General features: G+C 65.3%; 25 protein-coding genes and 1 pseudogene. 17 read left to right on the top strand and 9 right to left on the bottom strand.

Annotated elements, in window-relative coordinates; all coding sequences use genetic code 11:
- Positions 1–64 precede the first annotated feature (64 nt).
- The 5 genes from IC762_RS21780 (at position 65) to IC762_RS21760 (ending at position 4,185) form a co-directional block, all read left to right on the top strand.
- A complete protein-coding gene (locus tag IC762_RS21780; protein ID WP_195784287.1) occupies positions 65–562 on the top strand; it encodes a hypothetical protein in 498 nt (165 codons plus the stop codon).
- A 125-nt stretch (positions 563–687) separates the two neighbouring features.
- Positions 688–2,235, top strand: coding sequence for a flagellar hook-length control protein FliK (locus IC762_RS21775; RefSeq protein WP_195784286.1), 1,548 nt, complete (start codon positions 688–690; stop codon positions 2,233–2,235).
- The gene (locus IC762_RS21770) at positions 2,232–2,501 is read left to right on the top strand and encodes an EscU/YscU/HrcU family type III secretion system export apparatus switch protein (RefSeq protein WP_195784285.1); all 270 of its coding nucleotides are present in this window, start codon (positions 2,232–2,234) and stop codon (positions 2,499–2,501) included. The genes IC762_RS21775 and IC762_RS21770 overlap by 4 nt, the downstream gene beginning before the upstream one ends.
- A gap of 126 nt (positions 2,502–2,627) precedes the next feature.
- Positions 2,628–3,440 (top strand): class D beta-lactamase, encoded by an 813-nt coding sequence (gene blaOXA, locus IC762_RS21765; RefSeq protein WP_195784284.1) that lies wholly within the window; start codon positions 2,628–2,630, stop codon positions 3,438–3,440.
- A gap of 88 nt (positions 3,441–3,528) precedes the next feature.
- Positions 3,529–4,185 carry a carboxymuconolactone decarboxylase family protein gene (locus tag IC762_RS21760; RefSeq protein ID WP_195784283.1) on the top strand — a complete coding sequence of 219 codons (657 nt, stop codon included), beginning with the start codon at positions 3,529–3,531 and terminating at the stop codon, positions 4,183–4,185.
- Between the two features lie 236 nt (positions 4,186–4,421).
- Here IC762_RS21760 and IC762_RS21755 read toward each other — a convergent pair.
- Positions 4,422–5,823: pseudogene (locus tag IC762_RS21755) on the bottom strand (PLP-dependent aminotransferase family protein).
- 103 nt (positions 5,824–5,926) lie between these two features.
- Between IC762_RS21755 and IC762_RS21750 the strand changes: the two are divergent.
- Entirely contained in the window at positions 5,927–6,823 is an 897-nt protein-coding gene (locus IC762_RS21750) for a DMT family transporter (protein WP_195784282.1), read from the top strand.
- A 3-nt stretch (positions 6,824–6,826) separates the two neighbouring features.
- Here IC762_RS21750 and IC762_RS21745 read toward each other — a convergent pair whose 3' ends face one another.
- Positions 6,827–7,828 (bottom strand): dienelactone hydrolase family protein, encoded by a 1,002-nt coding sequence (locus tag IC762_RS21745; protein ID WP_195784281.1) that lies wholly within the window; start codon positions 7,826–7,828, stop codon positions 6,827–6,829.
- An 82-nt stretch (positions 7,829–7,910) separates the two neighbouring features.
- Positions 7,911–8,321, bottom strand: a complete 411-nt coding sequence (locus IC762_RS21740) for a DUF4260 domain-containing protein (RefSeq protein ID WP_195784280.1) — start codon at positions 8,319–8,321, stop codon at positions 7,911–7,913.
- Positions 8,322–8,466: 145 nt separating this feature from the next.
- Here IC762_RS21740 and IC762_RS21735 point away from each other — a divergent pair, with 145 nt between their 5' ends.
- Both IC762_RS21735 and IC762_RS21730 read left to right on the top strand, forming a co-directional pair.
- Complete coding sequence (locus tag IC762_RS21735; protein WP_195784279.1) at positions 8,467–9,999, top strand: acyl-CoA carboxylase subunit beta; 1,533 nt, start codon at positions 8,467–8,469, stop codon at positions 9,997–9,999.
- 135 nt (positions 10,000–10,134) lie between these two features.
- Complete coding sequence (locus IC762_RS21730; RefSeq protein WP_195790231.1) at positions 10,135–10,482, top strand: hypothetical protein; 348 nt, start codon at positions 10,135–10,137, stop codon at positions 10,480–10,482.
- Positions 10,483–10,632: 150 nt separating this feature from the next.
- On the opposite strand, the gene IC762_RS21725 is transcribed toward IC762_RS21730, so the two are convergent.
- The gene (locus IC762_RS21725; protein WP_195784278.1) at positions 10,633–10,797 is read right to left on the bottom strand and encodes a hypothetical protein; all 165 of its coding nucleotides are present in this window, start codon (positions 10,795–10,797) and stop codon (positions 10,633–10,635) included.
- 140 nt (positions 10,798–10,937) lie between these two features.
- Positions 10,938–12,896, bottom strand: coding sequence for an alpha/beta hydrolase domain-containing protein (locus IC762_RS21720; protein WP_195784277.1), 1,959 nt, complete (start codon positions 12,894–12,896; stop codon positions 10,938–10,940).
- A 1,073-nt stretch (positions 12,897–13,969) separates the two neighbouring features.
- Between IC762_RS21720 and IC762_RS21715 the strand changes: the two genes are divergently transcribed.
- The gene (locus tag IC762_RS21715; RefSeq protein ID WP_195784276.1) at positions 13,970–14,287 is read left to right on the top strand and encodes a twin-arginine translocation signal domain-containing protein; all 318 of its coding nucleotides are present in this window, start codon (positions 13,970–13,972) and stop codon (positions 14,285–14,287) included.
- Positions 14,288–14,381: 94 nt separating this feature from the next.
- Here the strand turns inward: IC762_RS21715 and IC762_RS21710 are convergent, their stop codons facing one another.
- Positions 14,382–14,630, bottom strand: a complete 249-nt coding sequence (locus tag IC762_RS21710) for a GCG_CRPN prefix-to-repeats domain-containing protein (protein WP_195784275.1) — start codon at positions 14,628–14,630, stop codon at positions 14,382–14,384.
- Positions 14,631–14,900: 270 nt separating this feature from the next.
- Complete coding sequence (locus tag IC762_RS21705; RefSeq protein ID WP_195784274.1) at positions 14,901–15,596, bottom strand: ArsR/SmtB family transcription factor; 696 nt, start codon at positions 15,594–15,596, stop codon at positions 14,901–14,903.
- 78 nt (positions 15,597–15,674) lie between these two features.
- Here IC762_RS21705 and IC762_RS21700 point away from each other — a divergent pair, with 78 nt between their 5' ends.
- From IC762_RS21700 to IC762_RS21690, 3 genes are read left to right on the top strand one after another with little or no spacing between them, the layout of a single operon-like run.
- Positions 15,675–15,983, top strand: a complete 309-nt coding sequence (locus tag IC762_RS21700; protein ID WP_195784273.1) for an NIPSNAP family protein — start codon at positions 15,675–15,677, stop codon at positions 15,981–15,983.
- Positions 15,984–16,015: 32 nt separating this feature from the next.
- A complete protein-coding gene (locus IC762_RS21695; protein ID WP_195784272.1) occupies positions 16,016–16,366 on the top strand; it encodes an antibiotic biosynthesis monooxygenase family protein in 351 nt (116 codons plus the stop codon).
- A gap of 55 nt (positions 16,367–16,421) precedes the next feature.
- Positions 16,422–17,234 carry an isocitrate lyase/PEP mutase family protein gene (locus IC762_RS21690; protein ID WP_195784271.1) on the top strand — a complete coding sequence of 271 codons (813 nt, stop codon included), beginning with the start codon at positions 16,422–16,424 and terminating at the stop codon, positions 17,232–17,234.
- Positions 17,235–17,295: 61 nt separating this feature from the next.
- On the opposite strand, the gene IC762_RS21685 is transcribed toward IC762_RS21690, so the two are convergent.
- Complete coding sequence (locus tag IC762_RS21685) at positions 17,296–17,736, bottom strand: hypothetical protein (RefSeq protein ID WP_195784270.1); 441 nt, start codon at positions 17,734–17,736, stop codon at positions 17,296–17,298.
- A gap of 143 nt (positions 17,737–17,879) precedes the next feature.
- Here IC762_RS21685 and IC762_RS21680 point away from each other — a divergent pair, with 143 nt between their 5' ends.
- On the top strand, positions 17,880–18,521 hold the full coding sequence (locus tag IC762_RS21680) for a trimeric intracellular cation channel family protein (RefSeq protein ID WP_195784269.1): 642 nt from the start codon (positions 17,880–17,882) through the stop codon (positions 18,519–18,521).
- A 4-nt stretch (positions 18,522–18,525) separates the two neighbouring features.
- Here IC762_RS21680 and IC762_RS21675 read toward each other — a convergent pair whose 3' ends face one another.
- Positions 18,526–19,752, bottom strand: a complete 1,227-nt coding sequence (locus IC762_RS21675) for a c-type cytochrome (protein ID WP_195784268.1) — start codon at positions 19,750–19,752, stop codon at positions 18,526–18,528.
- A gap of 232 nt (positions 19,753–19,984) precedes the next feature.
- Between IC762_RS21675 and IC762_RS21670 the strand changes: the two genes are divergently transcribed.
- From IC762_RS21670 to IC762_RS21655, 4 genes are all read left to right on the top strand, one after another.
- On the top strand, positions 19,985–23,479 hold the full coding sequence (locus tag IC762_RS21670; protein ID WP_195784267.1) for an indolepyruvate ferredoxin oxidoreductase family protein: 3,495 nt from the start codon (positions 19,985–19,987) through the stop codon (positions 23,477–23,479).
- Positions 23,480–23,784: 305 nt separating this feature from the next.
- The gene (locus IC762_RS21665) at positions 23,785–24,822 is read left to right on the top strand and encodes a hypothetical protein (protein WP_195790230.1); all 1,038 of its coding nucleotides are present in this window, start codon (positions 23,785–23,787) and stop codon (positions 24,820–24,822) included.
- Positions 24,823–24,944: 122 nt separating this feature from the next.
- Entirely contained in the window at positions 24,945–26,102 is a 1,158-nt protein-coding gene (locus tag IC762_RS21660; RefSeq protein ID WP_195784266.1) for a thiolase domain-containing protein, read from the top strand.
- Positions 26,102–26,491 (top strand): Zn-ribbon domain-containing OB-fold protein, encoded by a 390-nt coding sequence (locus tag IC762_RS21655; protein ID WP_195784265.1) that lies wholly within the window; start codon positions 26,102–26,104, stop codon positions 26,489–26,491. Before IC762_RS21660 ends, IC762_RS21655 begins: the two co-directional genes overlap by 1 nt.
- The last annotated feature ends 80 nt before the right edge of the window (positions 26,492–26,571 follow it).

Raw genomic sequence — 26,571 nt, 5'->3', positions numbered from 1 at the left:
GCGCGGCTGGTTGGCGGGCGCCTGATTTTTGTCCAGTTGGTCTGGCACCGGGATAGATGGTGGCGTGGCGTTAATGAGTGCAGATATGTCGCAATGCTTTGTGGAACCGGTGCGAGGCAGCCGAGCCTGGCTGCTGGCCTGGAACGGTCACCTGCTGTGGCCGAGCATTGCGTTGGGCGTCGCCGCCTATTTCAGCGTGGCGCTCTGGCTGGACCGCTCGTGGGACGATCCGCGTCCGAAAGGCGAGATTGTCGTCCAGCTGGTCGGGCCGTTCGAGCCGCAGGCCAAGGCTGCATTCCGCACCGTGCCTTCGTCACGCGAATATGGCGATTTGGCCGCCCTCGCTGACGATCCCCACATCGAGGGCGATTCGCGGTCTCCGGTCGTCGTCTACGAGAACAAGACGCCGCTCGGACCCGCCCACTCAACCTTTGCCGAGGTCAGCTCCGGTCATGGACGCTTCGCGCACTGGAAGGGTTTTGGCATCATTTTCTCGAGCAGCGACGGGACCGATCCCAATACCAACGGCCGCCGCTATTGGGCCGTGGTGGGCGCCCACTGAGGCACTTTCGGCGCGGGGTTAACGAGAGGTTTAGGACGCCGGGCTAGCGTGGAGCCCGATCCGGGGCGGCGAACGACGCTGTCCTGGGGCGATTCATGCAACTCCTGCCGCCGCCGAGACCCCCCATGGCAATCGCCATCAATCCCGTGCTGCCGGTGCTTGCCGCCTCCGAGGCGGGCAGCGTTGCGCCGGACCTCACGCTCAACGCGGGCAGTGTCGTCAAGGCCGAGGTGCTGAAAGTGCTGTCGGCCGACATGGTGCGGATCGCGATCGCGGGCCTCGCGATCGACGTGCAGACCGAAGTGCCATTGCAGCAGGGCCAGAACCTGCAGCTTGCCGTCTCGCAGAATGGCGACGGCATCCGCCTGCAACTGGTCGGGTCGGGCACCGACGCAAGCGACGCGGTCACGCTGTCGCCGGGCGTGGCCGGCCCCGGCGTCAACGTGCAGGGCAGTGCGCCGGCACGCGACGTGCTGACGCCGCTCGAGCGCGTCACGGTCGCCACCACGGCGCAGAGCGCGGCGTCCGTGCAAGGCAGCCAGGCGCCGCTGTTCGCCAATCTGGCGGCGATCGCCTCTGCCAATCTGCCGCCAAAACTTCAAGCCGCCGTCGCGCAAGTGCTGGCGCAGCAGACCAGTCTCGACGAGCAGCTAAGCGGCGCGGACGTCAAGTCCGCGTTCCAGCGATCCGGCGTGCTGCTCGAGGCCTCGCTGGCCGCAGGCGTAGCGCCGCCCGGCAATGCACCCGATCTCAAGGCCGCGCTGATCGTGCTGCGGCAGACGCTGTCATCGCTCGGCACGGCGAATGCCGCCGGATCCATGTCCGCGACGGTCCCCGAGGCGACGCTTTCGAATGTCGGCACCGCACCCGGCCTGGTGCCGGAGATGCCGGAGCCCGAGCTTCAGCAGATCCTGTTGCCGCAGGTGCGCGTGCCGCTGGCCGGCGAGTCCAGTGCCGGCGGCGCAAGCCTCGCCGGCGTCCTGGCCGAGGCGCTCGACGCCGCAGCCACGCCGGCCAGCGCGCTCAATTTGCTGCAGGAAGCGGCCCGGCAGGGCGCGGGTGCGAGCAACACGCAGGCCGGCGATGCGCTTGCGCACGCCGGCACGCCGCCGCCGTTTCGCGGTTCATTGCCGGCGGCGCAGCCCATCGCGGCGCCGTCGATTGCGCCGGATGCGCCGCTCGCAACCGTCGCGCATCGCCTTGGTGAAAATACCGACGCGGCGCTGGCACGGCACACGCTGCTGCAGCTCGCCTCGCTGCCGGATCGTGCCGACGCCGCGCGGCCGCAGCTCGATGCGATGACGCCACGCTGGAATTTCGAGGTGCCGTTCTTCACCCAGCAGGGCACGGCGATGGCGCAGTTCGAGATCTCACGCGACGGCGCCGGCAATGAGCTGGAAGCCGCCAAGCGGGTCTGGCGCGCACGCTTCACGCTTGATGTCGAACCGACCGGGCCGGTGCATGCCCTGATCTCGCTCAGCGGCGAGCGCACCTCGGTGCGGATGTGGGCCGAGCGGCCGTCGACCGCAGCCGAGCTGCGCGCCGGCGCCGCCGAGTTGAGCCAGGCGCTGGCCAAGGCCGAGCTCGTGCCTGGTGACATCGAGATCCGCGACGGTGCGCCGCCGCAGGTGGCGCCGGCGCGGGCCGGCCATTTCCTGGACCGCGCATCATGACCGACAGCAGAAACCAGCTCGCGATCGCGCTGCACTACGACCATTCCGGCGCGCCGCGCGTGGTGGCGAAAGGCAAGGGCGCGATCGGCGCCAAGATCATCGAGGTCGCCAAGGCGAACGAGATCCCGATCGAGGAGAACGAAGTCTTGGCCGGTGCGCTCTCCAATGTCGAGCTCGGCGAGGAGATTCCAACCGAGCTCTACAAGGCGGTCGCCGAGGTCTTGATCTTCGTGCTGCGGATGTCGGGACGGGTGCGCCAACCATAGCGTTTTCAAGCGAAGCGGATCCCGGTTCGCGTCAAGAGAACGCGTCAACAAGAGAGCCTTATTGCCATCGCATTGCCACGATGGCATCAACCATCGTCGCCAACCCGATCCAATCCAGGTTCTGTCGTGATCAATCGCCGCCAAACGCTCGGTCTCATCGCCGCCGCGAGCATCGTGCCGTCGCGCGGCCGATCCAATGTCTCCTATCAGCGCAGCGAGTTCCGCGAGGAACTGGCGCGGCGGTTCTTCGATCTCGACACCGTCGGCACCTTCGTCGGCTACAAGATCGACGACTATCTGATCGTCGCCAGCGACAAGGTGCGTTCGGGTGAGGGCAGGCTGCCGGCCTCGACTTTCAAGATTGCGAATTCGCTGATCGCGCTGGAAACCGGCGTGGTGCAGGACCCCGACAAGGACGTCTTCAAGTGGGACGGCGTGACGCGCAGCGTGGACGCCTGGAACAAGGACCACACGCTGCGCTCGGCGATCGCGGTGTCGGCATTTCCAGTCTACCAGGAGATCGCGCGCCGGATCGGCGCGGAGCGGATGCAGAAATATGTCGACATGCTCGACTATGGCAATCGCGACATCGGCGGCGGCATCGACCAGTTCTGGGTCAAGGGCAATTTGCGGATCGATCCGACCCAGCAGGTCGATTTCCTCGACCGGCTGCGCCGCGGCACACTGCCGGTCGCAAAGCGCAGCCAGGAATTGGTGCGCGACATCCTGCCGGTGACCAAAGTCGGCGACGCCATCATCCGCGCCAAGACCGGACTGACCGACAAGGAGCACGGCTCGCTCGGCTGGCTGGTCGGCTGGGTCGAGAAGGGCAATGACATCACGGTGTTCGCGATGAACATGGATTGCAAGACGCAAGCGCAGATCGATGCGCGGATGAGCGTGACGCAGCAATGCCTCACCGATATCGTCGCGCTGTAACAGGCCGACCTCCGTGCAAACGCTTTGCGTTTGTCGCGCGCGACGTCATGTCCTAGCATCCTCCGGCAAGAACAAACCGGAGGAAACCATGCACTCAACGTCAGTCTGGCTGTCGTCGCTCACGCTCGCCGCCGCCGGCGGCTGGCTCGCGGCCACGATGTTTTCGGCGCCCGCCACCAGCAAGGAGCCGCGCTTTCCGCAGCTCACGATGGACCAGCTCAACGACCAGCAGAAGCCGCTCGGCGAGCAGATCATGAAGGTGTCGAGCGTCGGCATCGGCGGGCCCTACAATCCGATCATCCGCAGCCCGGTGCTCGGCCAGCGGCTCTATGATCTCTTCTATTATCTGCGCTGGCAGACCTCGGTGCCGACCAGGCTCAACGAGTTCGCGATCCTGATCATCGGCAGGCAGTGGCGCTCGCAGGTCGAATGGTTCGCGCACGCGCCGCTGGCGGCCAAGGCCGGACTGTCGGCCGACGTGATCGCCGAGCTGAAGGCCGGCAACCGGCCGGGCAAGATGGCCGACGACGAGGCCGTGGTCTACGATTTCGTTACCGAACTGGCCACGACCAAGAAGCTCTCCGACGAGACCTATGCGCGTGCCAGGAAAATCTTCAACGATCAGCAGATCGTCGATCTGACGGCGCTCGCCGGCAATTACGTGATGGTCGCGATGATCCTGGCGATGGCCGAGGAAACCGTGCCGCCCGGCAAGGAGGAGCCGTTCAAGGTCGGCGAGAAATAGCCGGGAAGTAAGGGACGCGCCGCTGCGAGGGTTCCCTCTCCCCTTGCGGGAGAGGGTTAGGGAGAGCGGTGCCGCTTGCTCTGCTTGTTGTTGGGTGCGATTGCCCGGCGGCGAGCGCTGGTTGATAGCTCGTCGATCGAATCCGCGCATCACGCCCGGGGCCACCCCTCTCCCCGCCCTCTCCCGCAAGGGGAGAGGGAGCCTGACAGACGTGCTCACCTCACGAGCGATCACCGCTATTGCCGGAGCGCCCGTTGCAAGGTCGGCATCAGCTTCGGGTCGCGGCAATGCGTGACGTTGAAGCGCATGAAGCTGGCGGCGGTTTGCTGCGCGCTGAACACGTTGCCCGGCGCCAGCACGACATTGTCCGCGAGCGCCGCGCGCGCCACGTCGGCGGAGTCGCAGCCGCCGGGCAGGCGGCACCACAGATAGAAGCCGCCGCGCGGCATCAGCCACGGCGTGATGCCGATCCGCTGCAGCTTCTCGCCGACGTCGCGGCGGGCGCGCGACAGCCGCCGGCGCAGCTCCTCGACATGCTTGCGGTAGAAGCCGCTCGCCAGCACGCCTGCGATGATTTCGGTCGCGACCACGCTCGGGCCGCCGAAGCCGGTCGCGACCTGGAGGTCGACGAGATCCTCGATCCAGTCGGCGCGCGCCGCAATGAAGCCGCAGCGTACCGAGGCCGACAGCGTCTTAGAGAAGCTGCCGATCCGGATCACGCGGTCGAGCCCGTCGCGCGGCGAGCCGTGCCGACGGCTCGGGCTCGAAATCGGCGAAAATATCATCCTCGACGATGGTGAGATCGTAGGCCGCGGCCGCGTTCAACAGCCGGTGCGCCGTCTGCGGCGACAGCGTCGCGCCGGTCGGATTATGCAGCGCCGAGTTGGTGACATAGAGCCGCGGCCGCTCGGCGTCGAGCACCGCCTCGAAGCTTGCGACATCAGGACCCTGCGCCGTGTAGGGCACGCTGACGATTTTCACCTGATGCGCGCGCAGCAGCGCCCGGAAATTGAAGTAACAGGGATCGTCGACCAGCACAGTGTCGCCGGGGCGCAGCAGGAAGCGGCAGACCAGATCGATCGCCTGGGTGCCCGAATTGGTCAGCAGCAATTGATCGGGCGGCACCTCGAGGCCCTCGTCGGCGAAGCGTGCCATCAGCAGACGCCGCAGCTTGAGTGAGCCGCGCGTCGCGCCATAGTCGGTCAGCACGGCATCCTCGGCGCGCGCCAGGCCGCGGCAAGCCCGGCGCAGCGCCTCGGTCGGCATCCAGTCGGACGGCAGCCAGCCGCAACCCGGCTTCAGCGCGTCCTGCTCTGCGTCGAGCGACTGCCGCGACACCCAGAACGGATCGACGGCGCGGTCGCGCTGCGGCTGATCCTTTGCCAAAGCCAGCGGCGGCAACGCGGTCGCGGAGACATAGAAGCCGGAGCCGGGCCGGGCCCGGATCAGGCCCTCGGCGGCCAGCCGGTCATAGGCTTCGACCACGGTGGAGGGCGAGACGCCCATCGTGGTGGCAAAGCTGCGGATCGAAGGCAGGCGGTCGCCGGCTGCGAGCGCCCGGCTCGCCACCCGGGCGCGGATCGCGTTCATCACCTCTGATGTCCGCGTGGACTTCGGCGCGTCGGAAGATTGCTGCATGTGTATGCCTATCTTGACCCATACAGTTCTTCGATATTGTACTGATCTGTAGCTGCCTTGGCCAGCCCACGCGTTCTAGCGTCGCCCGCGAAGGTGAGGCGTGATGAGCGATTCGAGAGCATTGCCGGGCGAGGCGAGGGGGGCGACTTCAATCGACGGCTGGGGCAGCGGCCTGCTCGGCGTGATCATCTTCTCCGGCTCGCTGCCGGCGACCCGGGTCGCGGTGGCCGGCTTCTCGCCGCTGTTTTTGACTGCGGCGCGTGCCGCGATCGCGGCGCTGCTCGGCGCGCTGCTGCTGGCCGCTTTGCGCCAGCCCTGGCCGAGGCGCGACGACCTGGTCTCGCTTGTGATCACCGCGTTCGGCGTCGTGATCGGCTTTCCGCTGCTCACTGCGCTGGCGCTCCAGCACATCACCTCGGCGCATTCGATCGTGTTCATCGGACTGTTGCCGCTGGCGACCGCGATCTTCGGCGTGCTGCGCGGCGGCGAGCGGCCGAAGCCGCTGTTCTGGCTGTTCTCCTGCCTCGGCAGCGCCACGGTCGCCGGCTTCGCGCTGTCGAACGACGGCTCGGCCTCGCTGACCGGCGATCTCCTGATGGTCGCCGCCATCATCGTCTGCGGTCTCGGTTACGCCGAGGGCGCGACCTTGTCGCGGCGGCTCGGCGGCTGGCAGGTGATCTCCTGGGCGCTGGTGCTGTCCGCGCCGGTGGTGCTGCTGATGACGATCGCAACCTTGCCGCCGAGCTGGAGCGGCATCGGCGCGCCGGCCTGGCTCGGGCTGTTCTATGTCTCCGTCTTCAGCATGCTGGTCGGCTTCGTGTTCTGGTATCGCGGGCTCGCGCGCGGCGGCATCGCCAGCGTCGGCCAATTGCAACTGCTGCAGCCGTTCTTCGGCCTCGCGCTGGCCGGCCTGTTGCTGCATGAGCAGGTCGCCTGGACGATGATCGCGGCGACCTGCCTCGTCGTCGTCAGCGTGGTGTTCGCGCGCAAATATGCGTGAGCGCTATCCGAGCTTGAACAGCGTCACCAGGAAATCGCTCACCGCTTTGCGCGCCTCGATCGCGGTCGTGGGATTGCCGCCGACATGCGGGCCGAGCTCGACGCAGGCATCCTTGTAGCTGAAGGCGGCTTGCGTCGCCGCGTTCATCAGCACGCCGCCTTCGCCTTCCTTGATGGTGCAGTGGCGCACGGTCTGCGATCCCACGGATTCCACCACGGTCGCATTGCCGATCAGGCCGGCATCGAAGCCGTGCGCGGAATCGGGATATTCGGTCAGCACAACGTCACGCTTGGCCTCTTGCAGGCGCGCGACATAGGCCTTGCAGCTCGCGACCGGGTTGTAGTCGTCGGGCGTGCCGTGGAAGATCCGGATCGGCCGCGCCGCCACCTCGGTGTCGCCGAGATAGCGCGTCGAGCAGTCCGGATAGAACGGGATATAGGCCGCGAACTGCACGCCGGACTTGTTCCAGAGCTTGTTGAAGCGGTCGAGGCTCGCATAGAGCGTCGCTTGTCCGCCGCGCGAGAATCCCATCAGCACGATCCGCTCAGGGTCGACCCGTGGATGCTTCGCCAGGATCTCCAGCGAGCGGTAGATGTCGACGATCAGGTTGAGCCGGCCGAGCAGCGCCTGGTTCGGCCCGGTCGCGGTCAGGCCGCGGCCGGAAAATCCGTCGATCACGAAGGTCGAGATGCCCATGCCGTTGAAATGGCGCACCCAGCCGTCCATCGCACTGCCGACGCCGCTCGAGCCGTGCATCAGCACCACGACCGGCAGCCGGCCGCTTCCTTGCGCAATGCGGAATTCGCCGCCGACCGTGACCGGCTTGCCGTTGGCATCGCCGGTCAGGAATTGCTGGTCGGAGATCGTCAGCGACGGGATGGCGTAGATCTCGGTGCGGGCCGCGATCTCCTTCGGCACGGATTGCGCGCTGGTCTCGATGCAGGTGAACAGGACGGCGCAACACAACAGGATGGCGGTCGCGGGCAGGCGCCAATCGGTCAGCATCGGTTCACCCAAATGTCTTTTTGAATGCGACCGACTAGATCAATCGCGCGGCAGCCTGTCAATTTGGCCGGCCGTGCGCGGCTCAGGCCGGCGCCTTGTCCTTGCCGATCCGCCCGAGATGGGTGAAGCCGAATCCCCGCTCATATTTTAGCCCGTAGCCGAACGCGCGGTCGATCCCGATATGGGCGAGCCAGATCATCGCGATCGACAGCACCAGCGGGCCTTCGCCGGCAAAGCCCAGCGTCATCAGCGCGACCGGCGCCAGATAGGTGTGGGCGGCGTTGTAGGCGAGGGCGCCCGCGCGCGGGCTGATCAGGTAGGCGGCAAAGCTGATGTCCGGCACCAGGAACAGCAGCACATAGACCAGCCAGGAGCCTTCCCATTTGTAATAGAGCACGGTCATCCCGAGGAACAGTACCAGCCCCTCGAGCCGCAGCAGGGTGCGCACCCCACCGGTCGCAGCACCCGTCGCCTCAGGCTCCATGTCGGTCATCGCCGTCTCCCCAGCTATCAGAAAATACTACCGTTTTTGCCCCACAGACCGGGTTTCCGGTTCCGAAATGGCCGTGCTAAAGCGTTTTCCCTGCGAAGCGGGCTTCGCGTGGGACGCGGACTGTAGCTAACACGGGCGGAAACAAATGAAAGACATCCTCGACACCCTCGAAGAGCGGCGCGCCGGCGCCAAGCTGGGCGGCGGCGAAAAGCGCATCGAGGCGCAGCACGCCCGCGGCAAGCTCACCGCCCGCGAGCGGATCGAGCTTTTGCTCGACAAGGGCTCGTTCGAGGAATTCGACATGTTCGTCGAGCACCGCTCGACCGAGTTCGGCATGGAGAAGAGCAAGATCCCCGGCGACGGCGTCGTCACCGGCTGGGGCACCGTCAACGGCCGCAAGACCTTCGTGTTCGCCAAGGATTTCACGGTGTTCGGCGGCTCGCTGTCCGAGACGCATGCGCTGAAGATCACCAAGCTGCAGGACATGGCGATGAAGGCGCGGGCGCCGATCATCGGCCTCTACGACGCCGGCGGCGCGCGCATCCAGGAGGGCGTCGCTGCCTTGGCGGGCTATTCCTACGTGTTCCGCCGCAACGTCATCGCCTCGGGTGTGATCCCGCAGATTTCCGTCATCATGGGCCCCTGCGCCGGCGGCGACGTCTATTCGCCCGCGATGACGGACTTCATCTTCATGGTGAAGAACACCAGCTACATGTTCGTCACCGGCCCCGACGTGGTGAAGACCGTGACCAACGAGGTGGTCACGGCGGAAGAACTCGGCGGCGCCTCGGTGCACGCCACGCGCTCCTCGATCGCCGACGGCGCCTTCGAGAACGACGTCGATGCTCTCTTGCAGATGCGCCGGCTGATCGACTTCCTGCCGGCCAACAACACCGACGGCGTGCCGGAATGGCCGAGCTTCGACGACATCGGTCGCGTCGACATGTCGCTGGACACGCTGATCCCCGACAATCCGAACAAGCCCTACGACATGAAGGAGCTGATCCTGAAGGTCGTCGACGAGGGCGACTTCTTCGAGATCTCCGAGACCTTTGCGAAGAACATCGTCACCGGCTTCGGCCGCATCGCCGGCCGCACGGTGGGGTTTGTCGCCAACCAGCCGATGGTGCTGGCCGGCGTGCTCGACAGCGACGCCTCGCGCAAGGCCGCACGCTTCGTTCGTTTTTGTGATGCCTTCAACATCCCGATCGTCACTTTCGTCGACGTGCCGGGCTTCTTGCCGGGCACCGCGCAGGAATATGGCGGCCTGATCAAGCACGGCGCAAAACTGCTGTTCGCCTATTCGCAATGCACGGTGCCGCTGGTGACGATCATCACCCGCAAGGCCTATGGCGGCGCCTTCGACGTCATGGCGTCGAAGGAAATCGGCGCCGACATGAACTACGCCTGGCCGACCGCCCAGATCGCAGTGATGGGCGCCAAGGGCGCGGTGGAAATCATCTTCCGCAGCGACATCGGTGACCCCGACAAGATCGCGGCGCGGACCAAGGAGTACGAGGATCGCTTCCTGTCGCCGTTCATCGCGGCCGAGCGGGGCTATATCGACGACGTGATCATGCCGCACTCGACGCGGCGAAGGATCGCGCGGGCGCTGGCGATGCTGAAGGACAAGAAGGTCGAGATTCCGGCGAAGAAGCACGACAATTTGCCGTTGTAGTGATGCCGTAGGGTGGGTTAGCGACTTGTCCGCCGTAGCTCAATGAGCGAAGGCGGAAGCGTAACCCACCGCTTCGCTTTACGCCACCGGCAGCGGGTTACGGGTGCGCCTGACCCGCCCTACGAGTTGGAAGCCATGTCCGAGGACGATCCGACCGACGAGATTTCCGAGCTCGAAGCGCGGATCGAGGAGCTGGCCGAGAGCGCCGAGCGCTCGCGCAGGATCATCCTTGGTTCGAAGGTTGCAATCGCTGGGGGCTTCGCGTTGTTGCTGGTCACGCTACTCGGCCTGTTCGGCACTGGCGTCACTTCCGCGCTCGGATCGATTGTGCTCGTGCTCGGCGGCATCGTGTCGTACGGATCGAATGTCAGCACGCTGCGGCAGACCGAGGCCGCGATTGCCGGTGCCGAGGCGTATCGTGCGCGGCTGATCGGTGGGATCAATCTTCGCCTGGTCCACGATGCACCGTTGAAGCTGATGTGAGACGCTGCCGCGTGCGCGCTGCGTAGGATGGGTGGAGCGCAGCGATACCCATCAACGGTATCCGCCCGGCGAAATGATGGGTATCGCTGCGCTCCACCCATCCTACGGAGCTGCTGTCCCGCATGGCGCTTCGCTCATGCCGGCGAGGCGTCAGTTCGGAGTGGGCGGGTTGCCGCGACTGTCTTCGTCTTCCTCAGCCATCCTCTTCACGTAGTCCAGCACGGCGAGCCGGGCATGGCGGTCTTTGATCCGGGTGAAGGTTCGAATGAGATAGAGGGTTTCGATTTGTTCGGCGGTGGCGGTATCGGCTTTCATCACCAATCATCGCAATGCTGCGGACCGCTGGCAAGTCAAAGGTAAATTAACCTAACTGTTCAACTCGCGGTGGAACCCGGCATGGGCTGTGTCGCGGCGCCGCTGCGGACGGCTGCGCCGAGGCGACAGGGCTGCTCCGCTCACTGCCCCAGCTTCGCGAGCTCGCTCTGCTTCGCCGATTCGATCGCGCGGTCGGCATCCTCGGGCAGCAGCAATCGTTCCGCCACCTGCCGTGCGGCCTCCCGTCGCACCGCCGCGACATAGGCGTCATTGTCCGCATAACGCTCCGCGATCGACGGCCTCGGGTCGTGGACCTCCTTCCGCGCGGCTTCAGTCGGCGCGAACGGCACCACCGCGCCTTGCAGCGGGTAGAGCGCGGTCGGGCCAAAGCCCTGCGCACGGGGATTCCATGCCGTGTAGGTCGCGCGCGGCACGGCGATGGCGAGCTGGTGGACGCCTGCGATCGCCATGCCTTCATCGTCGGCCTTCGGCACGAACACGGGATAGCGGCCGATTTCCCTGGGCGGCAGCACGGTTTGATCGGAGAAGACGGCGGGCATATGGATGCCGGTGTAGGGCAGGCCGGGGATGTCGGTCGGCACCGCGCCCCTGGCCGGGACCAGCGTGCCGCTCGCGCGCATCGGCACGCGGCTCGAGGGCGGCGGGGTGCCGTCGCTGATCCAGGCGTTGAGGTCGGTGAGCAGCGCACGCATCGGGGCGCCGGCGTGCATCGGGTTTTGCGGCAGCGACAGGGCCGGCACGCCCTTGTGCATGACGTCGGTCGGCTCGGCGAAATGCGGCGTGCCCGCGATCATGTAGGCGCGGACGTTGTCGGGCAAATCGAGATGGTTGCCGGCGAGGTCGGTGACCAGGAGCGAAGCGTGCGACGACCACCATTCGAGCTCGCTGTCGGTTTGCATCACCCTGGGGCAGGTCGCCGACAACGCGCAGCGGCGCAGCAGGCCGTCGGTCTTGCCGGACAAGGGATCGGACAGCGTCGCATAGGTAAACGGGAACAGATCGGCCTGCCAGGCCGGGTCTTGCGGGCTGCGCGGATTGCGGCCGGGCTGGCCGAAGCGGACATTGGTCGCCATCCGCCGCGTGCCCGCGACGTGCGGCATCAGCCCGTCGAACACGACGCGACCCTTGGTGTCCTCGTTGAAGCCGAGATAGAGGAAGTCGCGCAGGAAGCGGCCGGATTGCGAGACACCGAAGCCGATGGCGCGGCTGACCGACGGATGCAGGCCGTCGAGCAGCGGATTGGCCGGCGTGGTGTCGCGGCGCAGGAAGCTCGCGACGTCGCGCACCGCGGCAAAGCCCATGCCGAGCGGCACCGGATCGCGCGCGGTGTAGGTGACCTCATAGAGCGCGCCGGCATCGAAGCCGTCGGGCCGGATGATCTCGATCGTGGTGGGATCCACCAGATTGGCGGAGAGGCCCTGCGGCGACTGGCGCGGATCGGCCCAGGCGGCGCGCACGGTGACCTTGAGATTGGCCGGATCGGCCAACGGCCAGGTCAGCGTCGCGCGCGCCGGATTGGTCGTGTTGTCGAACACGAATTCCTCGCGCGCCGGCCCGGTGACGCCCTTCAGCACCGGTGCGGCCATCGCCATCTGGCCGGGCTTGGAAGGGATGTCGCCCTGCCAGCCGACCCAGACCATCGTAAAACCCCGGCGGTGCAGGAAGCCGATGCCGGCATCGTCGGCGCTGGCAGCGTTGTTGGCGCCGGGCTGCGGGGAATCGTCGAACAGTTGCGGCGCGAGCTTGCGGCCGCGATTGGGCACTTCGAGCAGCAGCGTGCCGTTGCCATGGCTCGGATCGGCCGGTCGCAGGATCACGACGTCGGCGGTGGCTTCCACCTTGCCGTCGGCATCGCGCGGCGCCTGCGCGAGATCGGTGATGACGGCGTTGCGATCGTCGGCGGGGTCGAGCGCGATCGTCGCCTTTGCGGTGATCCGCTCGTAAGGGCCGACCTCGCCAAAGCTGCGGCCTGCGAAGGCCGGCACGCGCTCGGTGATGTCGAAACGGATCACCTCGGCCATTAGCGCCGACGGTGCGAGGCAAGCCGTCGCGATCACGCCCGCAAAGATCCTGCGCATGGCGGTCACTCCCATTCGCGGCGCGAGCGGTTGATGTCCGCTTCGCGCTCATTTCGCTGCGATGCATCCATAGCATCCGCTCGCGCAGGCGGCGCGCGCGAAATTTACGATCATCTCACCCCCGCGCAATTCGCATGGCGCTGTCGCGACGTGTGACAAATCCAACACGACGGGCAACTCAGCAAAACCCGTCAATCCCGCTGCAAAAAAATAATTCGTTTTATCGGAAGAGTGATTTGGTGTATAGATGTCCCGTCTCACCCGATCGAGGGGCGCTTCGCGGTCGTCATGAGTGTTGCGGTGAGATGCGGTGGACGCCAAGCGCGCGAGGACGAAGCGCGCGCAAGGCGGACGGTGAAATCGTGCAGGCCTGACGCCCTAGTGGCAGGTGTTGATTCCTTTGAGAAGCTAGCGCTTCTCAGGGATGACGGTGACACAAAAGCCCAGTCTCGCCGGGGCGAGCACGTATAAGCCGTAACCCATCGCGCAGGGAAAGCCGGGTTGTTCCCGGTTACACCTGTGGTCCTACTCCCGTGCTTTTTGTTGCACGGGACCCATGGGTGCGATCGGCACCCGGCTTTCCCTGCGCCCTCTACAAAGCGAGAGGGCGAAACGAGAAGCAAAACTCGGACAACTCATGTCGCGAGAGCGCGAAGCTACATCCCCACCCCCGCTGTCATCGCCCGATTTAATCGGGCGACCCAGTACGCCGCGGCCTCTCGGCTCAAGCACCAGCGTCTCTGGAATACTGGATCCCCCGCATGCGCGGAGGACGACACCGATTGTTTTGCGAGATCTTGCAACAAACTCGGTGTCGTCCCGGCGAAGGCCGGGACCTATAGCCACCGAAGATCATTGTCAGGCCCCGCCGGAATGACGAGTCCCTTCAACAACATCCGCCGCGGCGTATGGGTCCCGGCCTTCGCCGGGACGACGAGGGGAGAGACGGTAAATTATGTGACGTCACGCAGCAGGCCGGTTTCATGAAGGTGAACGCAGAATTCACCGGCCATTCAGATCGGCGCCATCAGACTTGCGCTGCAGGTCGTCCAACTCTGCGAAAGGGAGATGTCATGGAACGTCGGGATTTTCTCAGGATCGCCTTCGGTGTCGCCGCGGGCACCGCGGCCTTCGCCAGCGCTGCGGAGGCGGCGCCGCTCGCGCCGCATCCGCTCAACCAGGATGCCCAATTGCCGACGGCCGGGGATGCGCGTCCCGCCGTCACCACGGACGCGGAAGTCGCGCGCCTCAAGCCGGAAGAGGTGCGCTGGCATCATCGTCATGGCGGCTGGCATCATCGCCACTGGCACCGGCGCTGGCATCACCGGCACTGGGGCTGGCATCGCCGTCATTGGCGCCGGCACTGGCGTCATCATCACCGGCACTGGTGAGATATCGGACTTGAGTGAACCGCTTTTGGCGTGCTCGTCGCAAAAGAAAAACCCCGCACGTGGCGGGGTTTTGTTTGCTCGGATCGCGCCGCGCTCAGATCGGACGGCAACGGCCGGCGCGCCACATGAAGCCCGGGCCGCAGCCGCGACCGCGCGGCACCACCACCACCGGGCGTTCGACGACGACGGCGCCGGGGACAACGACGACGTCACCGCGATTCCTGGCGCATCCGCCATAGGGGCCGCGATGGAAGCCGGGGCCGCAACCGCCGGCAGCCTCAGCTGCGCTCATGCCGGCGAATGCGGTCGTCACCAAAACTGCTGCTGCAAAAAGATACTTCATGGTCTCTCCTTTGATATGGGCCGCGCCGCGGCACCGCAACAAACTTTCACTCTACCGATTCGCCCGGCCGGATCATTGCAGAAGCCGTGCCCGATGTCGCCGACCATAATCTTGCGGGCTGAATGCGACATGAATGTTGCGGGCCATCATGTCGCGAGGCATGGCTGCGTCAGCACGCCGCAAGGAGGCCGAGTAACAATTCGTCATATTTCGCAGCCACGAGAAACGATGCGCGGCGCATTCATCGCCATCGACACGAAATGCGCGCGGTTATTCATCCGCCCCGAACAGCGCCGCAAAGCGCTTCTCGCCGTTGCGCGAGAAGTTGACCACGCGGCTGCCCGGCACAGCGTCACGCGCCGCCCATTTCAGCTCGGTGAAGCGGTCCATCAGCGCGGCGCCGAGCGTGCCGGCGAGATGGTGGCGCCGCTCGCTCCAGTCGAGGCAGGCCTTGCACACCGGACGGCGCGGATGCGTCAGCGCATCGGCGTCGATCTGCAGCTGTTCGGCCATGAAGCGCTTGCCGTCGCCGGTCAGCTCGATCGCCTGCTTGCTCTGGCGCACCAGCCTCTGCCGCTTCATGCTGTCGAGCATCTGCACGCCGAGATCGCCGGCGAGGTGGTCGTAGCAGATGCGGGCGCGGCGCAGCGCCGGATCCTTCGGCCCGGTGCGCACGCGCATGTGGCCGGCGCGGGCGGCGATGCCCTGCAAGCCTTCGAGCACGCTGGCGACGTCGGGGCCGGTGAGACGGTAGTAGCGGTGGCGCCCCTGCTTCTCCGGCTCGATCAGTCCGCCGGCTTCGAGCTTGGCAAGATGCGAGCTCGCGGTCTGCGGCGTGACGCCGGCTTCCTGCGCGAGCTCACTCGCGGTCAGCGCGCGGCCGGTCAGGAGCGCGGTCAGCATGTTGCAGCGGGCGGGATCGCCGACCAACGCGGCGATCCGGGAGATGTCGGGTCCGGATTTCATAGTTCGATGATAGCCGAAGCATCGACGTCGGGCAAGGCGGTAGTCTCTCACCATGCCGTCATTGCGAGGAGTGTCATCATGACCGTCACCGTCTTCATTCGCTACCAGCTCGATCCGTTCAAGCGCGCGATGTTCGAGCAGTATGCGAAGAACTGGCTCTCGATCATCCCGCGCTGCGGCGGCGATCTGCTCGGCTACTGGATGCCGCATGAGGGCACCAACAACATCGCCTTCGCGCTGATCTCGTTCGAAAACCTCGCCGCCTACGAGGCCTATCGGGCACGGCTGCGCCAGGACAGCGAGGGCATGGCGAATTTCAATTTCGCGGAAGAAAACCGCTTCATCCTGGCGGAGGAGCGGACCTTTCTGCGCAAGGTCGAGCTATAGTCGGCTCACAACGACAATTTGCGGAGGCGCCCATGATCGCCGTGATCTTCGAAGTCTGGCCCAAGCCGGATGAGCGGCAGCACTATTTCGACCTCGCCGCCGAACTGAAACCGATCCTGCAGCAGATCGACGGCTTCATCTCGGTCGAGCGGTTCGAGAGCATCACCGAGAAGGGCAAGTTCGTGTCGCTGTCGTTCTTTCGCGACGAAGCCGCGGTCGAGGCCTGGCGCAACACGATCGAGCATCGCCGCACCCAGGCCAAGGGCCGTGCGAAGATCTTCGAGAACTACCGCTTGCGGGTCGCAAGCGTGATGAGGGATTACGGTCTGAACGAACGCGATCAGGCGCCGAAGGACAGCCGCACGGTTCACGAGAAGCACTAGCGCGCGGATGGCCGCGTGCCTATCTCTGCGCGGCCAACTCAACCGGGAGAGAACGATGCCAGTGACAACTGCTGACAAACGTACCACCTTCAAGAAGATGCACGAGAGCGGATGCTTCATCATTCCGAACCCGTTCGATGTCGGCAGTGCGCTGGCGCTCCAGCATCTCGGCTTCAAGGCGCTGGCCTCGACCAGCGCGGGCTTTGCCTGGACCATCGGCAAGCCCGACAACGACGTCACCGTCGACGACGTCTGCAATCATCTCACCGCGGTGTGCGCGGCGGTCGATATCCCCGTCAATGCGGACTATGAGGACGGCTTCGCGGTCGAACCAGAGAAAGTCGCCGTCAATGTCGCGCGCGCAGTCAAGACCGGCGTCGCCGGGCTCTCGATCGAGGATTTCACCGGCGATGCCGCCAATCCGCTGTTCGAGCATAAGCTTGCGGTCGAGCGCATCAAGGCCGCGCGCAAGGCGATCGGCGACAGCGGTGTGCTGCTCACCGGCCGCTGCGAAGCCATCCTGCGGGGCGTCAAGGATCTGAAGCTGGTGATCGAACGGCTGCAGGCCTACGCGGATGCCGGAGCCGATGTGCTCTATGCGCCGGGTATCGGGACCAGCGAGGAGATTGCCGCGGTCGTGAAGGCGGTGGCGCCGAAGCCGGTCAATCTGTTGATCGGCGGTGCCTCCGACCTGTCGCTGCAAAAGGTCGCCGAACTCGGCGTGCGCCGGATCAGCGTGGGCGGCACGCTGGCGCGGATGGCATGGACCGGCGTCATGAAAGCCGCCAAGGAGATGGCCGAGAAGGGCACTTTCACCGAATTCGCCAATGGCTATCCCGGCGGCGAACTCAACAAGATGTTCAAATAGACGACGCAAACAAGCAGCGGGCCGATTGGCCCGCTGCGCGTCGTAGGTGTGTTGGAGCAGATTACTGGTTCTTGTCGCCGGTCGAATTGGACGGCGTGGCCGAACGGTCGATGTCCTGGCCGGTCGGCTTGGCGGCGGGAGGAGCCGCCGGCTGTGCCGGCGCAGCACCGGTGGTCATGCCGGGCTGGCCATTCGGCTTCGGCGTCACGTCACGCATGCCCGGAGGGGCTCCGGCCGGATTGGCGGGCTGGGTCTGGGCGGTCTGGGTCGACGGCGTGGTCTGGGCCTGGTTCACCGACGTGTTATTCAGCCCATAGAACAGCGCACCCAGCACGACCGCGATCGCAACTGCGAACATTGCAATCTTGGTGGCGCTGGCCGGGCCTTCCTGAAGCTCCGGATCCGGCTGCAGCTCGTTGTCGAGGCTGTTGAAGCGTGCCTGACGCCGGGCCTCTTCATCACTCATACTGGCGCGGTACGGATCGTTGGGATCGTAGGTCATTGATTCGTTCCTCCGTTAGCACCCCAAAGCTAAACGCCATGGACAATCGCTGGCGCCGGAGGATGTTCCGCGCCAATGTTGCAACCCGTTCATGATGGAACCGGCGATTCCCGGTTCCATGCCGTTCCATGGGGCATTTTGCGATGTGGACCCTGCCGCCCACCGATTCCGTGCTGCACCTGCTCTCGTTCATCGCGGTTGCGGCGCAGTCGATGACGGCGGCGCTCGCGGCAGGCAAGCGGAGCATGGATTGGGCCGGCGTCTGCATGCTCGGCGCCATCACCGCGCTCGGCGGCGGCACCATCCGCGACGTGTTGCTCGGGCATTACCCGCTGCTCTGGGTCGCGCATCCGATCTATCTCGTGATCGCGGGCGTGGCGGCCTTCATCACCATCCTGCTGGCGCGGCTGGTGGTGAGGCTCAATCTCGCCTTTCTGGTGCTCGATGCGATCGGGCTCGTGGTGTTCACGATGGCCGGTTGCGACGTGGCCTGGCAGGTCGACGCGCCGCTGGCGATCGTGATCGTCTCCGGCATGATCACGGGCTGCGCCGGCGGCGTGCTGCGCGACATCCTCTGCAACGAGGTGCCGCTGCTGTTCCGCAGCGAGCTCTACGCCAGCGTCTCCGTGGTCACCGGCCTGTTCTATGCGACCGCATTCGGCTTCCACCTCAACGACACGCTCTGGACCGTATTGACCTTCGCGCTCGGTCTGAGCTTCCGGCTGCTTGCCATCCGCTACAAATGGGAGATGCCCAAGTTCGTGTTCGGCGACGTGGAGCGGTGAACCGCTATTTCGTCTTCCGCGCCGCCGCGACGTCGTCCGCCGTCACCGCCGTGGCCGCATTGCCCCAGGCGTTGCGGATGTAGGTCGCGACGTCGGCGACCTCCTGGTCGGAGAGTTTTGGATAGGCCGGCATCGAACCCGAATTCGGCGCCCGCGGCGTGGTCACGGTTTGCGCGCCGTCGAGGATGATGCGCAGCGTGCTCGCCGGGTTGGCCGACTGCAGATTGGCGTTGCCGGGCAACGGCGGATAGACCCGCGGGCTGCCGGAGCCGTCGACTTCATGGCAGGCGACGCAGGCCCCGCGATAGATGCGCTCGCCGTCGCTCATCTGCGCGGGCGAGGGCGGAGCGACCGCGGGCTCCGGCGCACCGGGGGGCAGGCTCTTGAGATAGACCGCGATGGCGCGCACGTCGGCATCGCCCATCTTCGAGGTCGAGTTGACGACGACCTCCGACATCAGGGGACCGGCATGGCTGTGCCCGTTGCGGCCGCTCTGCAGGTACTCGACGATATCGTCGACGCTCCAGGATTTCAGCCCGCCGCGCGTGGCGCCATCGAGCCTTGGTGCGAACATGCTCTGGACCATGCTGCCGCCGAACGGCTGGTGGCGCTTGTCGGCGCCGAAGGCGTTCTTCGGCGTGTGGCAGGCGCCGCAATGGCCGAGGCCCTCGACCAGATAGCGGCCGCGATTCCACTCCGCGCTCCTGCTCTGGTCCGGCTGCAAGATTCCTGGTGTGAAGAACAGCGCATTCCAGGCCCGCATCAGCACCCGATAGTTCAGCGGCCAGCGCAGCTCGGGCGGTGGCGCAGTGTTGCTGACCGGCGCCTGCGTCCCGAGATAGGCGCGGATCGCGAGGATATCGTCGCGGATCAGCCTGGTGAAATAGGGGTAGGGGAAGGCGGGATAATAATGTGCGCCGGTCGGCGAGACCCCGGTGCGCAGCGCGCGGACGAACTCGTCATTGCTCCAACCGCCGATGCCGGTATCGCGGTCGGGGGTAAGGTTCGGCGAGAACACCGCGCCGAATGGCGTGTCGATCCGCTTGCCGCCGGCGAACGGCTTGGCGGGGTCGGCCGTATGGCAGCCCGCGCAGTCGCCGGCGACGGCGAGCGCCTTGCCGCGGGCGATCACATCGTCGGACGGCTCTGCCGCACGCGCAGGCGTCGCAAATGCACCGCACAAGATGAGAGCCGCCAGAATCGCCGTCGCCGCTCGATATCGCCGCTGCATTCATCCACCGTTCGATCTGCCGGACGCGTCACGCCGTTTCGTCGCAAGCCTGTCCTGCGACAGAAACCGAAACGTGGCTGCGATACTCCCGGCACGAAATTGCGATTTTTGCGGGCCGGCTGTCATGGCTCAGAATTGTGCTGCGCGAGGCGGAAAATCCGACATAGACTGGTTCTAACAAGCTCGGATGACTAGCTAAAACAAGTCGTCGCGACCAAGGAAAGAGGGCTAAATGGGAATCAACCAGGGTCCTATCAGTCTCGACCAGAAATACACCCAAGGCACCGGCCACGTCTTCCTGACCGGCATCCAGGCGCTGGTCCGCCTGCCCATGGCGCAGATCAGACGCGACCGCGCCGCGGGGCTGAACACCGCGGGCTTCATCTCCGGCTATCGCGGTTCCCCGCTCGGCGGCTACGACCAGCAGCTGTTCGCCGCCCGCAAGCATCTCGAGCAATACAACGTCAAATTCCAGCCCGGCGTGAACGAGGATCTCGCGGCGACCGCGGTCTGGGGCTCGCAGCAGCTCGGTCTCTCGCCAGGTGCCGCATACGACGGCGTGGTCGGCATCTGGTACGGCAAGGGTCCGGGCGTCGACCGCTGCGGCGACGTGTTCCGCCACGGCAATGCGGCGGGTTCGGCCAAGAATGGCGGCGTGCTCTGCCTGGCCGGTGACGACCATGGCGCAAAATCCTCCACCGTCCCGCATCAGTCCGACCACGCCTTCATCTCCGCGCTGATGCCCTACCTTTACCCCTCCAGCATCCATGAAATGATCGAGATGGGCCTGCTCGGCATCGCGATGTCGCGCTATTCGGGCTGCTGGGTGGGCATGAAGGTGATCACCGAGACGGTCGAGACCACGGCCGAGATCGACCTCACCGACGAGATGACGCCGTTCGTGATCCCGACCGATTTCGAGCTGCCGCCGGGCGGCCTGAACATCCGCTGGCCCGATGACCGCTTCGAGCAGGACCGGCGCTTGCAGAACTACAAGGGCTTTGCCGCGATCGCGTTTGCCCGCGCCAACAAGGTCAACCGCATCACCATGGATTCGCCGAACGCGCGTTACGGCATCATGGCTTCGGGCAAGAGCTACGAGGATATCCGCCAGGCGCTGCGCGAGCTCGGCATCACGCCCGAGATCGCCGCCAAGATCGGTATCCGCCTCTACAAGATCGGCATGCCCTGGCCGCTGGAGCCGGAAGGCGTGCGCAATTTTGCCGTCGGCCTGGAAGAGATCTTCATCGTCGAGGAACGCCGCGAGATCGTCGAGAACCAGGTCAAGCAGGAGCTGTTCAACTGGCGCGACGATGTGCGTCCCCGCATCGTCGGCAAGATGGACGACCACGACAAGCGCTTCCTGACCTTCGCCGCCGAGCTTTCCGTTGCATCGCTTGCGAGCTCGCTCACGGAGCGGCTGGTTCGACTTAATCTCAATCCCGAAATCGCCGACATGCTGCGCGCCAAGGCCGACTGGTTCAACGGCCGGCAGGCGACGCAGATGCAGGCCACCGCGCCGGTCACCCGCGTGCCGTATTTCTGCTCGGGCTGTCCGCACAACACCTCGACCAGGGTGCCGGAAGGCAGCCGCGCGCTCGCCGGCATCGGCTGCCACTTCATGGCGCTGTGGATGAACCGCTCGACCGAGACCTTCACCCATATGGGCGGCGAAGGCGTGCCGTGGGTCGGCATCGCGCCGTTCACCAAGGAGAACCACATCTTCGCCAATCTCGGCGACGGCACCTATTTCCATTCCGGCATTCTGGCGATCCGCCAGTCGATCGCCTCGAAAGCCAACATCACCTACAAGATCCTCTACAACGACGCGGTCGCGATGACCGGCGGCCAGCGCCACGACGGCGATCTCTCGCCGCAGCAGATCACCTTCCAGCTTCACGCCGAAGGCATCCGCGAGATCTATCTGGTCTCGGAAAATCCCGATGCCTATCCGGCCGACAGCATCGCGCCCGGCGTCAAGCTGTTCCATCGCGACGAGCTCGAGAACGTCCAGAAGATGTGCCGCGACACCAAGGGCACCTCGGCGATCGTGTTCGTGCAGACCTGCGCCGCCGAGAAGCGCCGCCGCCGCAAGCGCGGCCTGATGGAGGATCCGCAGCGCCGCGTGCTGATCAATCCGGCCGTCTGCGAAGGCTGCGGCGACTGCTCGGTGCAATCGAACTGCATCTCGGTCGAGCCGCTGGAGACCGAATTGGGGCGCAAGCGCACCATCAACCAGTCGACCTGCAACAAGGACTATTCCTGCGTGAAGGGCTTCTGCCCGTCCTTCGTCACGGTCGATGGCGGCAAGCTGAGGCAGCGCGCGCCCACCGAGCTTGGCGATATCGGCGCCTTGCCGGAGCCGGCCTCAAAGCCCACGCTCGACAAGCCCTACAACATCGCCGTCGGTGGCGTCGGCGGCACCGGCGTGCTCACGATCGGCGCGCTGCTCGGCATGGCCGCCCATATCGAGGGCAAGGCCTCGATGATCCTCGACATGTCCGGCCTTGCGCAGAAGGGCGGTGCGGTGCTGAGCCATGTCCGTCTCTCCGAGCACACGGCCGACGTCACCTGCTCGCGCATCGTCACCGGCACCGCCGATCTCGTGCTCGCGGCCGACGAAGTGGTGGCAGCGTCCAAGGATACCATCACGCTGTGCGACGCGACCCGCACCGTCGGCATCATCAACAGCCACGTGATCCCGACCGCGGACTTCATCCTCAACCGTGACTTCAATTTCCAGACCCGCAAGGTCAACAGCGTGCTGGAAACGGAGATGCGCAAGGACTCCGCTTTCGTCGATTTCACCAAGCCGGCCGTGGCGCTGCTTGGCGACTCCATCGCGACCAACATCATGATGATGGGCTTCGCCTATCAGCGCGGCCTGCTGCCGTTGTCGGCGGAGGCGATCGAGAAGGCGATCGAGGTCAACGGCGTATCGATCAAGATGAACACCGAGGCGTTTCGGCTCGGGCGGCTCGCCGCAGCCGATCCGGCACGGCTGGCCGCGATGATGAAGGGGCAGGACGACGACGTCGCACCGGCGAAGACGCTGGATGCGATGTCGCTCGACGAGATCGTCACCCACCGCATGGGGCTGCTGACCGACTATCAGAACGGGCGGCTGGCAAAGCGCTATCGCAAGCTGGTCGACCAGGTGCGCGACGCCGCGACCAAGGGCGGCTATGGCGAGGCGCTGCCGCGGGCGGTCGCGATCAACTACGCAAAATTGCTCGCCTACAAGGACGAATACGAGGTGGCGCGCCTGTTCACCGACGGCCGCTTCGAGAAGCAGCTGCGCGACCAGTTCGAGGGTGAGTACAAATTCTCCTTCAATCTGGCACCGCCGATCCTCGGCGGCGGCCTTGATGCACAGGGCCGGCCCAAGAAGCGCGCGTTCGGTGCATGGATGATGTCGGCCTTCAGGGTGCTGGCGCGCTTCCGCTTCCTGCGCGGCACGCCGCTCGACATCTTCGGCTACAACGCCGATCGCGAGCTCGAGCGCAACCTGATCGCGGGCTATGAGAAGGACGTCGCAACGGTGCTCGGCCTGCTGTCGCCGCTCAACCACGACATCGCCGTCGAGCTGTTGTCATTGCCGGACCGCATCCGCGGCTATGGTCCGGTCAAGGAGAAGGCGATCGAGGAGGCAAAGGTCCGCTACGCGCAACTCGCCGCCGACCTCGCCAACCCACCGCCCGCGCCGCGGCAATTGGCGGCGGAGTAGACGTGGTCCGTAGGATGGGTGGAGCGAAGCGATACCCGTCACTGGCGCCGCGGATTCGGATTGATGGGTTTCGCTTCGCTCTACCCATCCTACGCAGGTGGTTGGCGAAGGGTAGCCCACCAGCTCGCCTCTGAAACGGTGGTAGGCTACGCTTGGTCTAACCCACCCCTACGATTTCTGATGGGACGCTTCCGCTTTGCAGCGGGTGACGCAGTTGCGGCCAATCGGTCTATGCAAGTTGCGGTAACTACGCGCCGCGGGTAGAGAGGGCCACCAGGGCAGTCGTCGGATGCGGGTTGGTCATTATGACATTGCGCGGTTTTCTGATTTTGGCCTTCGTCATCCCCGCACTGGTGGCGCTGGGACTTTACTGGAACGAGCAGACAATCGAGCGTGTGATGCGTGATGGCTACGCCACCACGGGAACCATCACGTCGGCGGCGGAAACGCCGTCCAGGTTTCCCATCTCATTCGACGGCGGATGGCCCCATTACATCGATGAACATCTGTCGATCGGGTTACGGTGGGTTGGCAAAGACGGGGTCGAACGAACGCGGACGGGAATTGGGGTGAGCAGCGCGTTTGCGGCGCGCATTCTGGTCGGCAATCAAGTCAGGCTTGTACCGCTAGCCATTCGCGTGATCGACGACGATTCGTCTGCCCCGGTCATCGTCGAGGACGCAAGTGACCGCTTGCATGATATCCGGTCGCAATTCGGCTTCATGCGGACGCTGGCGACCGTCTTCGCAGTCGCGCTGGCTGCCCTGATCGGTTGGCAGAAGTGGTCGGCGCGCAAGAGCGGTCCCGATCGGACAGCGGTCGGACATGGGAAGCAACGGAGGTTTCCCGTTTACCTGGCGCTGTTGACGGCCCTGATGGTTCCGTTCGGCGCCTTCATGCTTGTCAGCGCCTATTTTGAACAGAGCGCTGTCACCGAGATGCTGGACCACGGCGATGAGGTCAACGCAGATATCACCCGAGCCTATCGTGAAGTACGGAAGGCTGGCGAAGCGCCAAGCTATCTCGTCACATTGGCATGGAACGACAAGAGCGGGCAGAAGCGAGCCTACGGTCCGACGCATGTCAGCGCGGCCTTCTGGCGGCAGATCACGCGCAACGACATCCAAACCGTGACGCAAACAAAGATCCGCTACCTCAACGACAGGCCGGACGCTCGCCCCCTCATCGTCGCCGATGCGGCCGAGCGCACGCTTCAGGACAATGTGGGAGTGAAGAGCGGGGCGGGCTTTCTGGCGATTGGTCTGATCCTGGCCGGACTGACGGTATGGCGTTTTCGCGCGAGCGCGAACACGCCGCGATCGATGGACGCTCAGAGCCCATAAGGGCATTGCCAGGCTGATGCCACGCGCCGCAGTCTCGCCCGACGGAATATTATCGCGCTTGCCAAGGCCGCTACGGCGGTTCAGAAAAACGCTGGAGTCAAGAAACGTCAGCGGAGAGCGATTTGACCATCAAGGGCAAGGCCTACATTGCCGGGATCTATGAGCATCCCACCCGGCACGCACCGGATAAATCCACCGCGCAACTTCACGCCGAGGTCGCCAAGGGCGCAATCGAGGATGCCGGGCTCAGCAAGGACGATATCGACGGCTATTTCTGCGCCGGTGATGCGCCGGGCGGGCTGTGGCCGATGGTCGATTATCTCGGTCTCAACACCAAGAAGCTGCGCCATATCGATTCCACGGAGACCGGCGGCTGCTCCTACCTGATCCATCTCGGCCATGCCGCCGAGGCGATCGCCGCCGGCAAATGCTCGGTCGCGCTGGTGACGCTCGCCGGCAAGCCGCGCACCGGTCCGATGCCACCGCGCGCCTCCGGCGCCGAAGCCGATTTCGAATCTGCCTATGGGGCGACCACGCACAATGCCTACGGCATGTGTGCCATGCGTCATATGCACGACTACGGCACCACGTCGGAGCAGCTCGCCTGGATCAAGGTCGCGGCCTCGCATCATGCGCAGTACAATCCGCATGCGATGCTGAAGGAAGTCGTCACGGTCGAGGACGTCCTGAACTCGCCGATGATCTCCGATCCGCTGCACCGGATGGATTGCTGCGTCGTCACTGACGGCGGCGGCGCGATGATCGTCACCACGCCGGAGATCGCGAAAAGCCTGAAGAAGCCGCTGGTGCGGCTGATCGGTCATGGCGAGGCGGCGAAGGGTCCGCGCGGCGGCAAGGATCTCGATCTGACTTACTCCGCCGGCGTGTGGTCCGGTCCGCGCGCCTTCGAGGAAGCCGGCGTGACGCCGAAGGACATCAAATACGCCTCGATCTATGACAGCTTTACCATCACCGTCTTGATGCAGCTCGAGGACCTCGGCTTCTGCAAGAAGGGCGAGGGCGGCAAGTTCGTCGCCGACGGCAACCTGATCTCCGGCGTCGGCAAGCTGCCGTTCAACACCGATGGCGGCGGACTGTGCAGCAACCATCCCGTCAACCGCGGCGGCATGACCAAGATCCTCGAGGCGGTGCGCCAGTTGCGCGGCGAGGCGCATCCCAAGGTGCAAGTGAAGAATTGCGATCTCGCGATCGCCCACGGCACCGGTGGGCTCCTTGGCGTTCGCCACGCCGCCTCAACCTGCATTCTGGAGCGTGCGTGATGTCCGAAGCGAAGAAGTACAATGCCCCGGTGACCAATCCGGAGACCGCGCCGTTCTGGGAAGCCGCCAAGGCCGGCAAGTTCATGATCAAGCGCTGCACCACCTGCGGCGAAGCGCATTATTTCCCGCGCGCGATCTGCCCGTTCTGCTTCTCCGACAAGACGGTGTGGGAGCAGGCGAGCGGCGAGGCCGTAGTCTACACCTACAGCCTGATGCGGAAGTCGCCGACCGGTCCCTATGCGATCGCCTATGTGACCTTGAAGGAAGGCCCGTCGCTGCAGACCAACATCGTCGATTGCGACCTGGAGACGGTGAAGATCGGCCAGAAGGTGAAGGTGGTGTGGAAGCCGACCGACGGTGCGCCGCTGCCGTTCTTCACGCCGGCCTAAGAAGTACCTTCCCCCTTGCGGGGGAAGGTGGCAGCGAAGCTGCCGGATGAGGGGTTCTCTCCGCCACAGATATGTATGTG

The organism is Bradyrhizobium genosp. L, from assembly GCF_015624485.1.
Taxonomy (GTDB): Bacteria; Pseudomonadota; Alphaproteobacteria; order Rhizobiales; family Xanthobacteraceae; genus Bradyrhizobium.
The sequence above is the reverse complement of the archived record's forward strand: the minus strand, read 5'-3'. Positions and strand labels throughout refer to the sequence as shown.

Coding starts and splice junctions, on each gene's coding strand:
- IC762_RS21720 (WP_195784277.1), bottom strand. CDS start 12,896: ATGCGCAGGATCTTTGCGGGCGTGATCGCGACGGCTTGCCTCGCACCG.
- IC762_RS21685 (WP_195784270.1), bottom strand. CDS start 17,736: ATGACCTACGATCCCAACGATCCGTACCGCGCCAGTATGAGTGATGAA.
- IC762_RS21735 (WP_195784279.1), top strand. CDS start 8,467: ATGAAAGACATCCTCGACACCCTCGAAGAGCGGCGCGCCGGCGCCAAG.
- IC762_RS21695 (WP_195784272.1), top strand. CDS start 16,016: ATGATCGCCGTGATCTTCGAAGTCTGGCCCAAGCCGGATGAGCGGCAG.
- IC762_RS21745 (WP_195784281.1), bottom strand. CDS start 7,828: ATGCTGACCGATTGGCGCCTGCCCGCGACCGCCATCCTGTTGTGTTGC.
- IC762_RS21655 (WP_195784265.1), top strand. CDS start 26,102: ATGTCCGAAGCGAAGAAGTACAATGCCCCGGTGACCAATCCGGAGACC.
- IC762_RS21770 (WP_195784285.1), top strand. CDS start 2,232: ATGACCGACAGCAGAAACCAGCTCGCGATCGCGCTGCACTACGACCAT.
- IC762_RS21670 (WP_195784267.1), top strand. CDS start 19,985: ATGGGAATCAACCAGGGTCCTATCAGTCTCGACCAGAAATACACCCAA.
- IC762_RS21690 (WP_195784271.1), top strand. CDS start 16,422: ATGCCAGTGACAACTGCTGACAAACGTACCACCTTCAAGAAGATGCAC.
- IC762_RS21665 (WP_195790230.1), top strand. CDS start 23,785: ATGACATTGCGCGGTTTTCTGATTTTGGCCTTCGTCATCCCCGCACTG.
- IC762_RS21775 (WP_195784286.1), top strand. CDS start 688: ATGGCAATCGCCATCAATCCCGTGCTGCCGGTGCTTGCCGCCTCCGAG.
- IC762_RS21680 (WP_195784269.1), top strand. CDS start 17,880: ATGTGGACCCTGCCGCCCACCGATTCCGTGCTGCACCTGCTCTCGTTC.
- IC762_RS21760 (WP_195784283.1), top strand. CDS start 3,529: ATGCACTCAACGTCAGTCTGGCTGTCGTCGCTCACGCTCGCCGCCGCC.
- IC762_RS21715 (WP_195784276.1), top strand. CDS start 13,970: ATGGAACGTCGGGATTTTCTCAGGATCGCCTTCGGTGTCGCCGCGGGC.
- IC762_RS21675 (WP_195784268.1), bottom strand. CDS start 19,752: ATGCAGCGGCGATATCGAGCGGCGACGGCGATTCTGGCGGCTCTCATC.
- IC762_RS21750 (WP_195784282.1), top strand. CDS start 5,927: ATGAGCGATTCGAGAGCATTGCCGGGCGAGGCGAGGGGGGCGACTTCA.
- IC762_RS21740 (WP_195784280.1), bottom strand. CDS start 8,321: ATGACCGACATGGAGCCTGAGGCGACGGGTGCTGCGACCGGTGGGGTG.
- IC762_RS21700 (WP_195784273.1), top strand. CDS start 15,675: ATGACCGTCACCGTCTTCATTCGCTACCAGCTCGATCCGTTCAAGCGC.
- IC762_RS21710 (WP_195784275.1), bottom strand. CDS start 14,630: ATGAAGTATCTTTTTGCAGCAGCAGTTTTGGTGACGACCGCATTCGCC.
- IC762_RS21725 (WP_195784278.1), bottom strand. CDS start 10,797: ATGAAAGCCGATACCGCCACCGCCGAACAAATCGAAACCCTCTATCTC.
- IC762_RS21705 (WP_195784274.1), bottom strand. CDS start 15,596: ATGAAATCCGGACCCGACATCTCCCGGATCGCCGCGTTGGTCGGCGAT.
- IC762_RS21730 (WP_195790231.1), top strand. CDS start 10,135: ATGTCCGAGGACGATCCGACCGACGAGATTTCCGAGCTCGAAGCGCGG.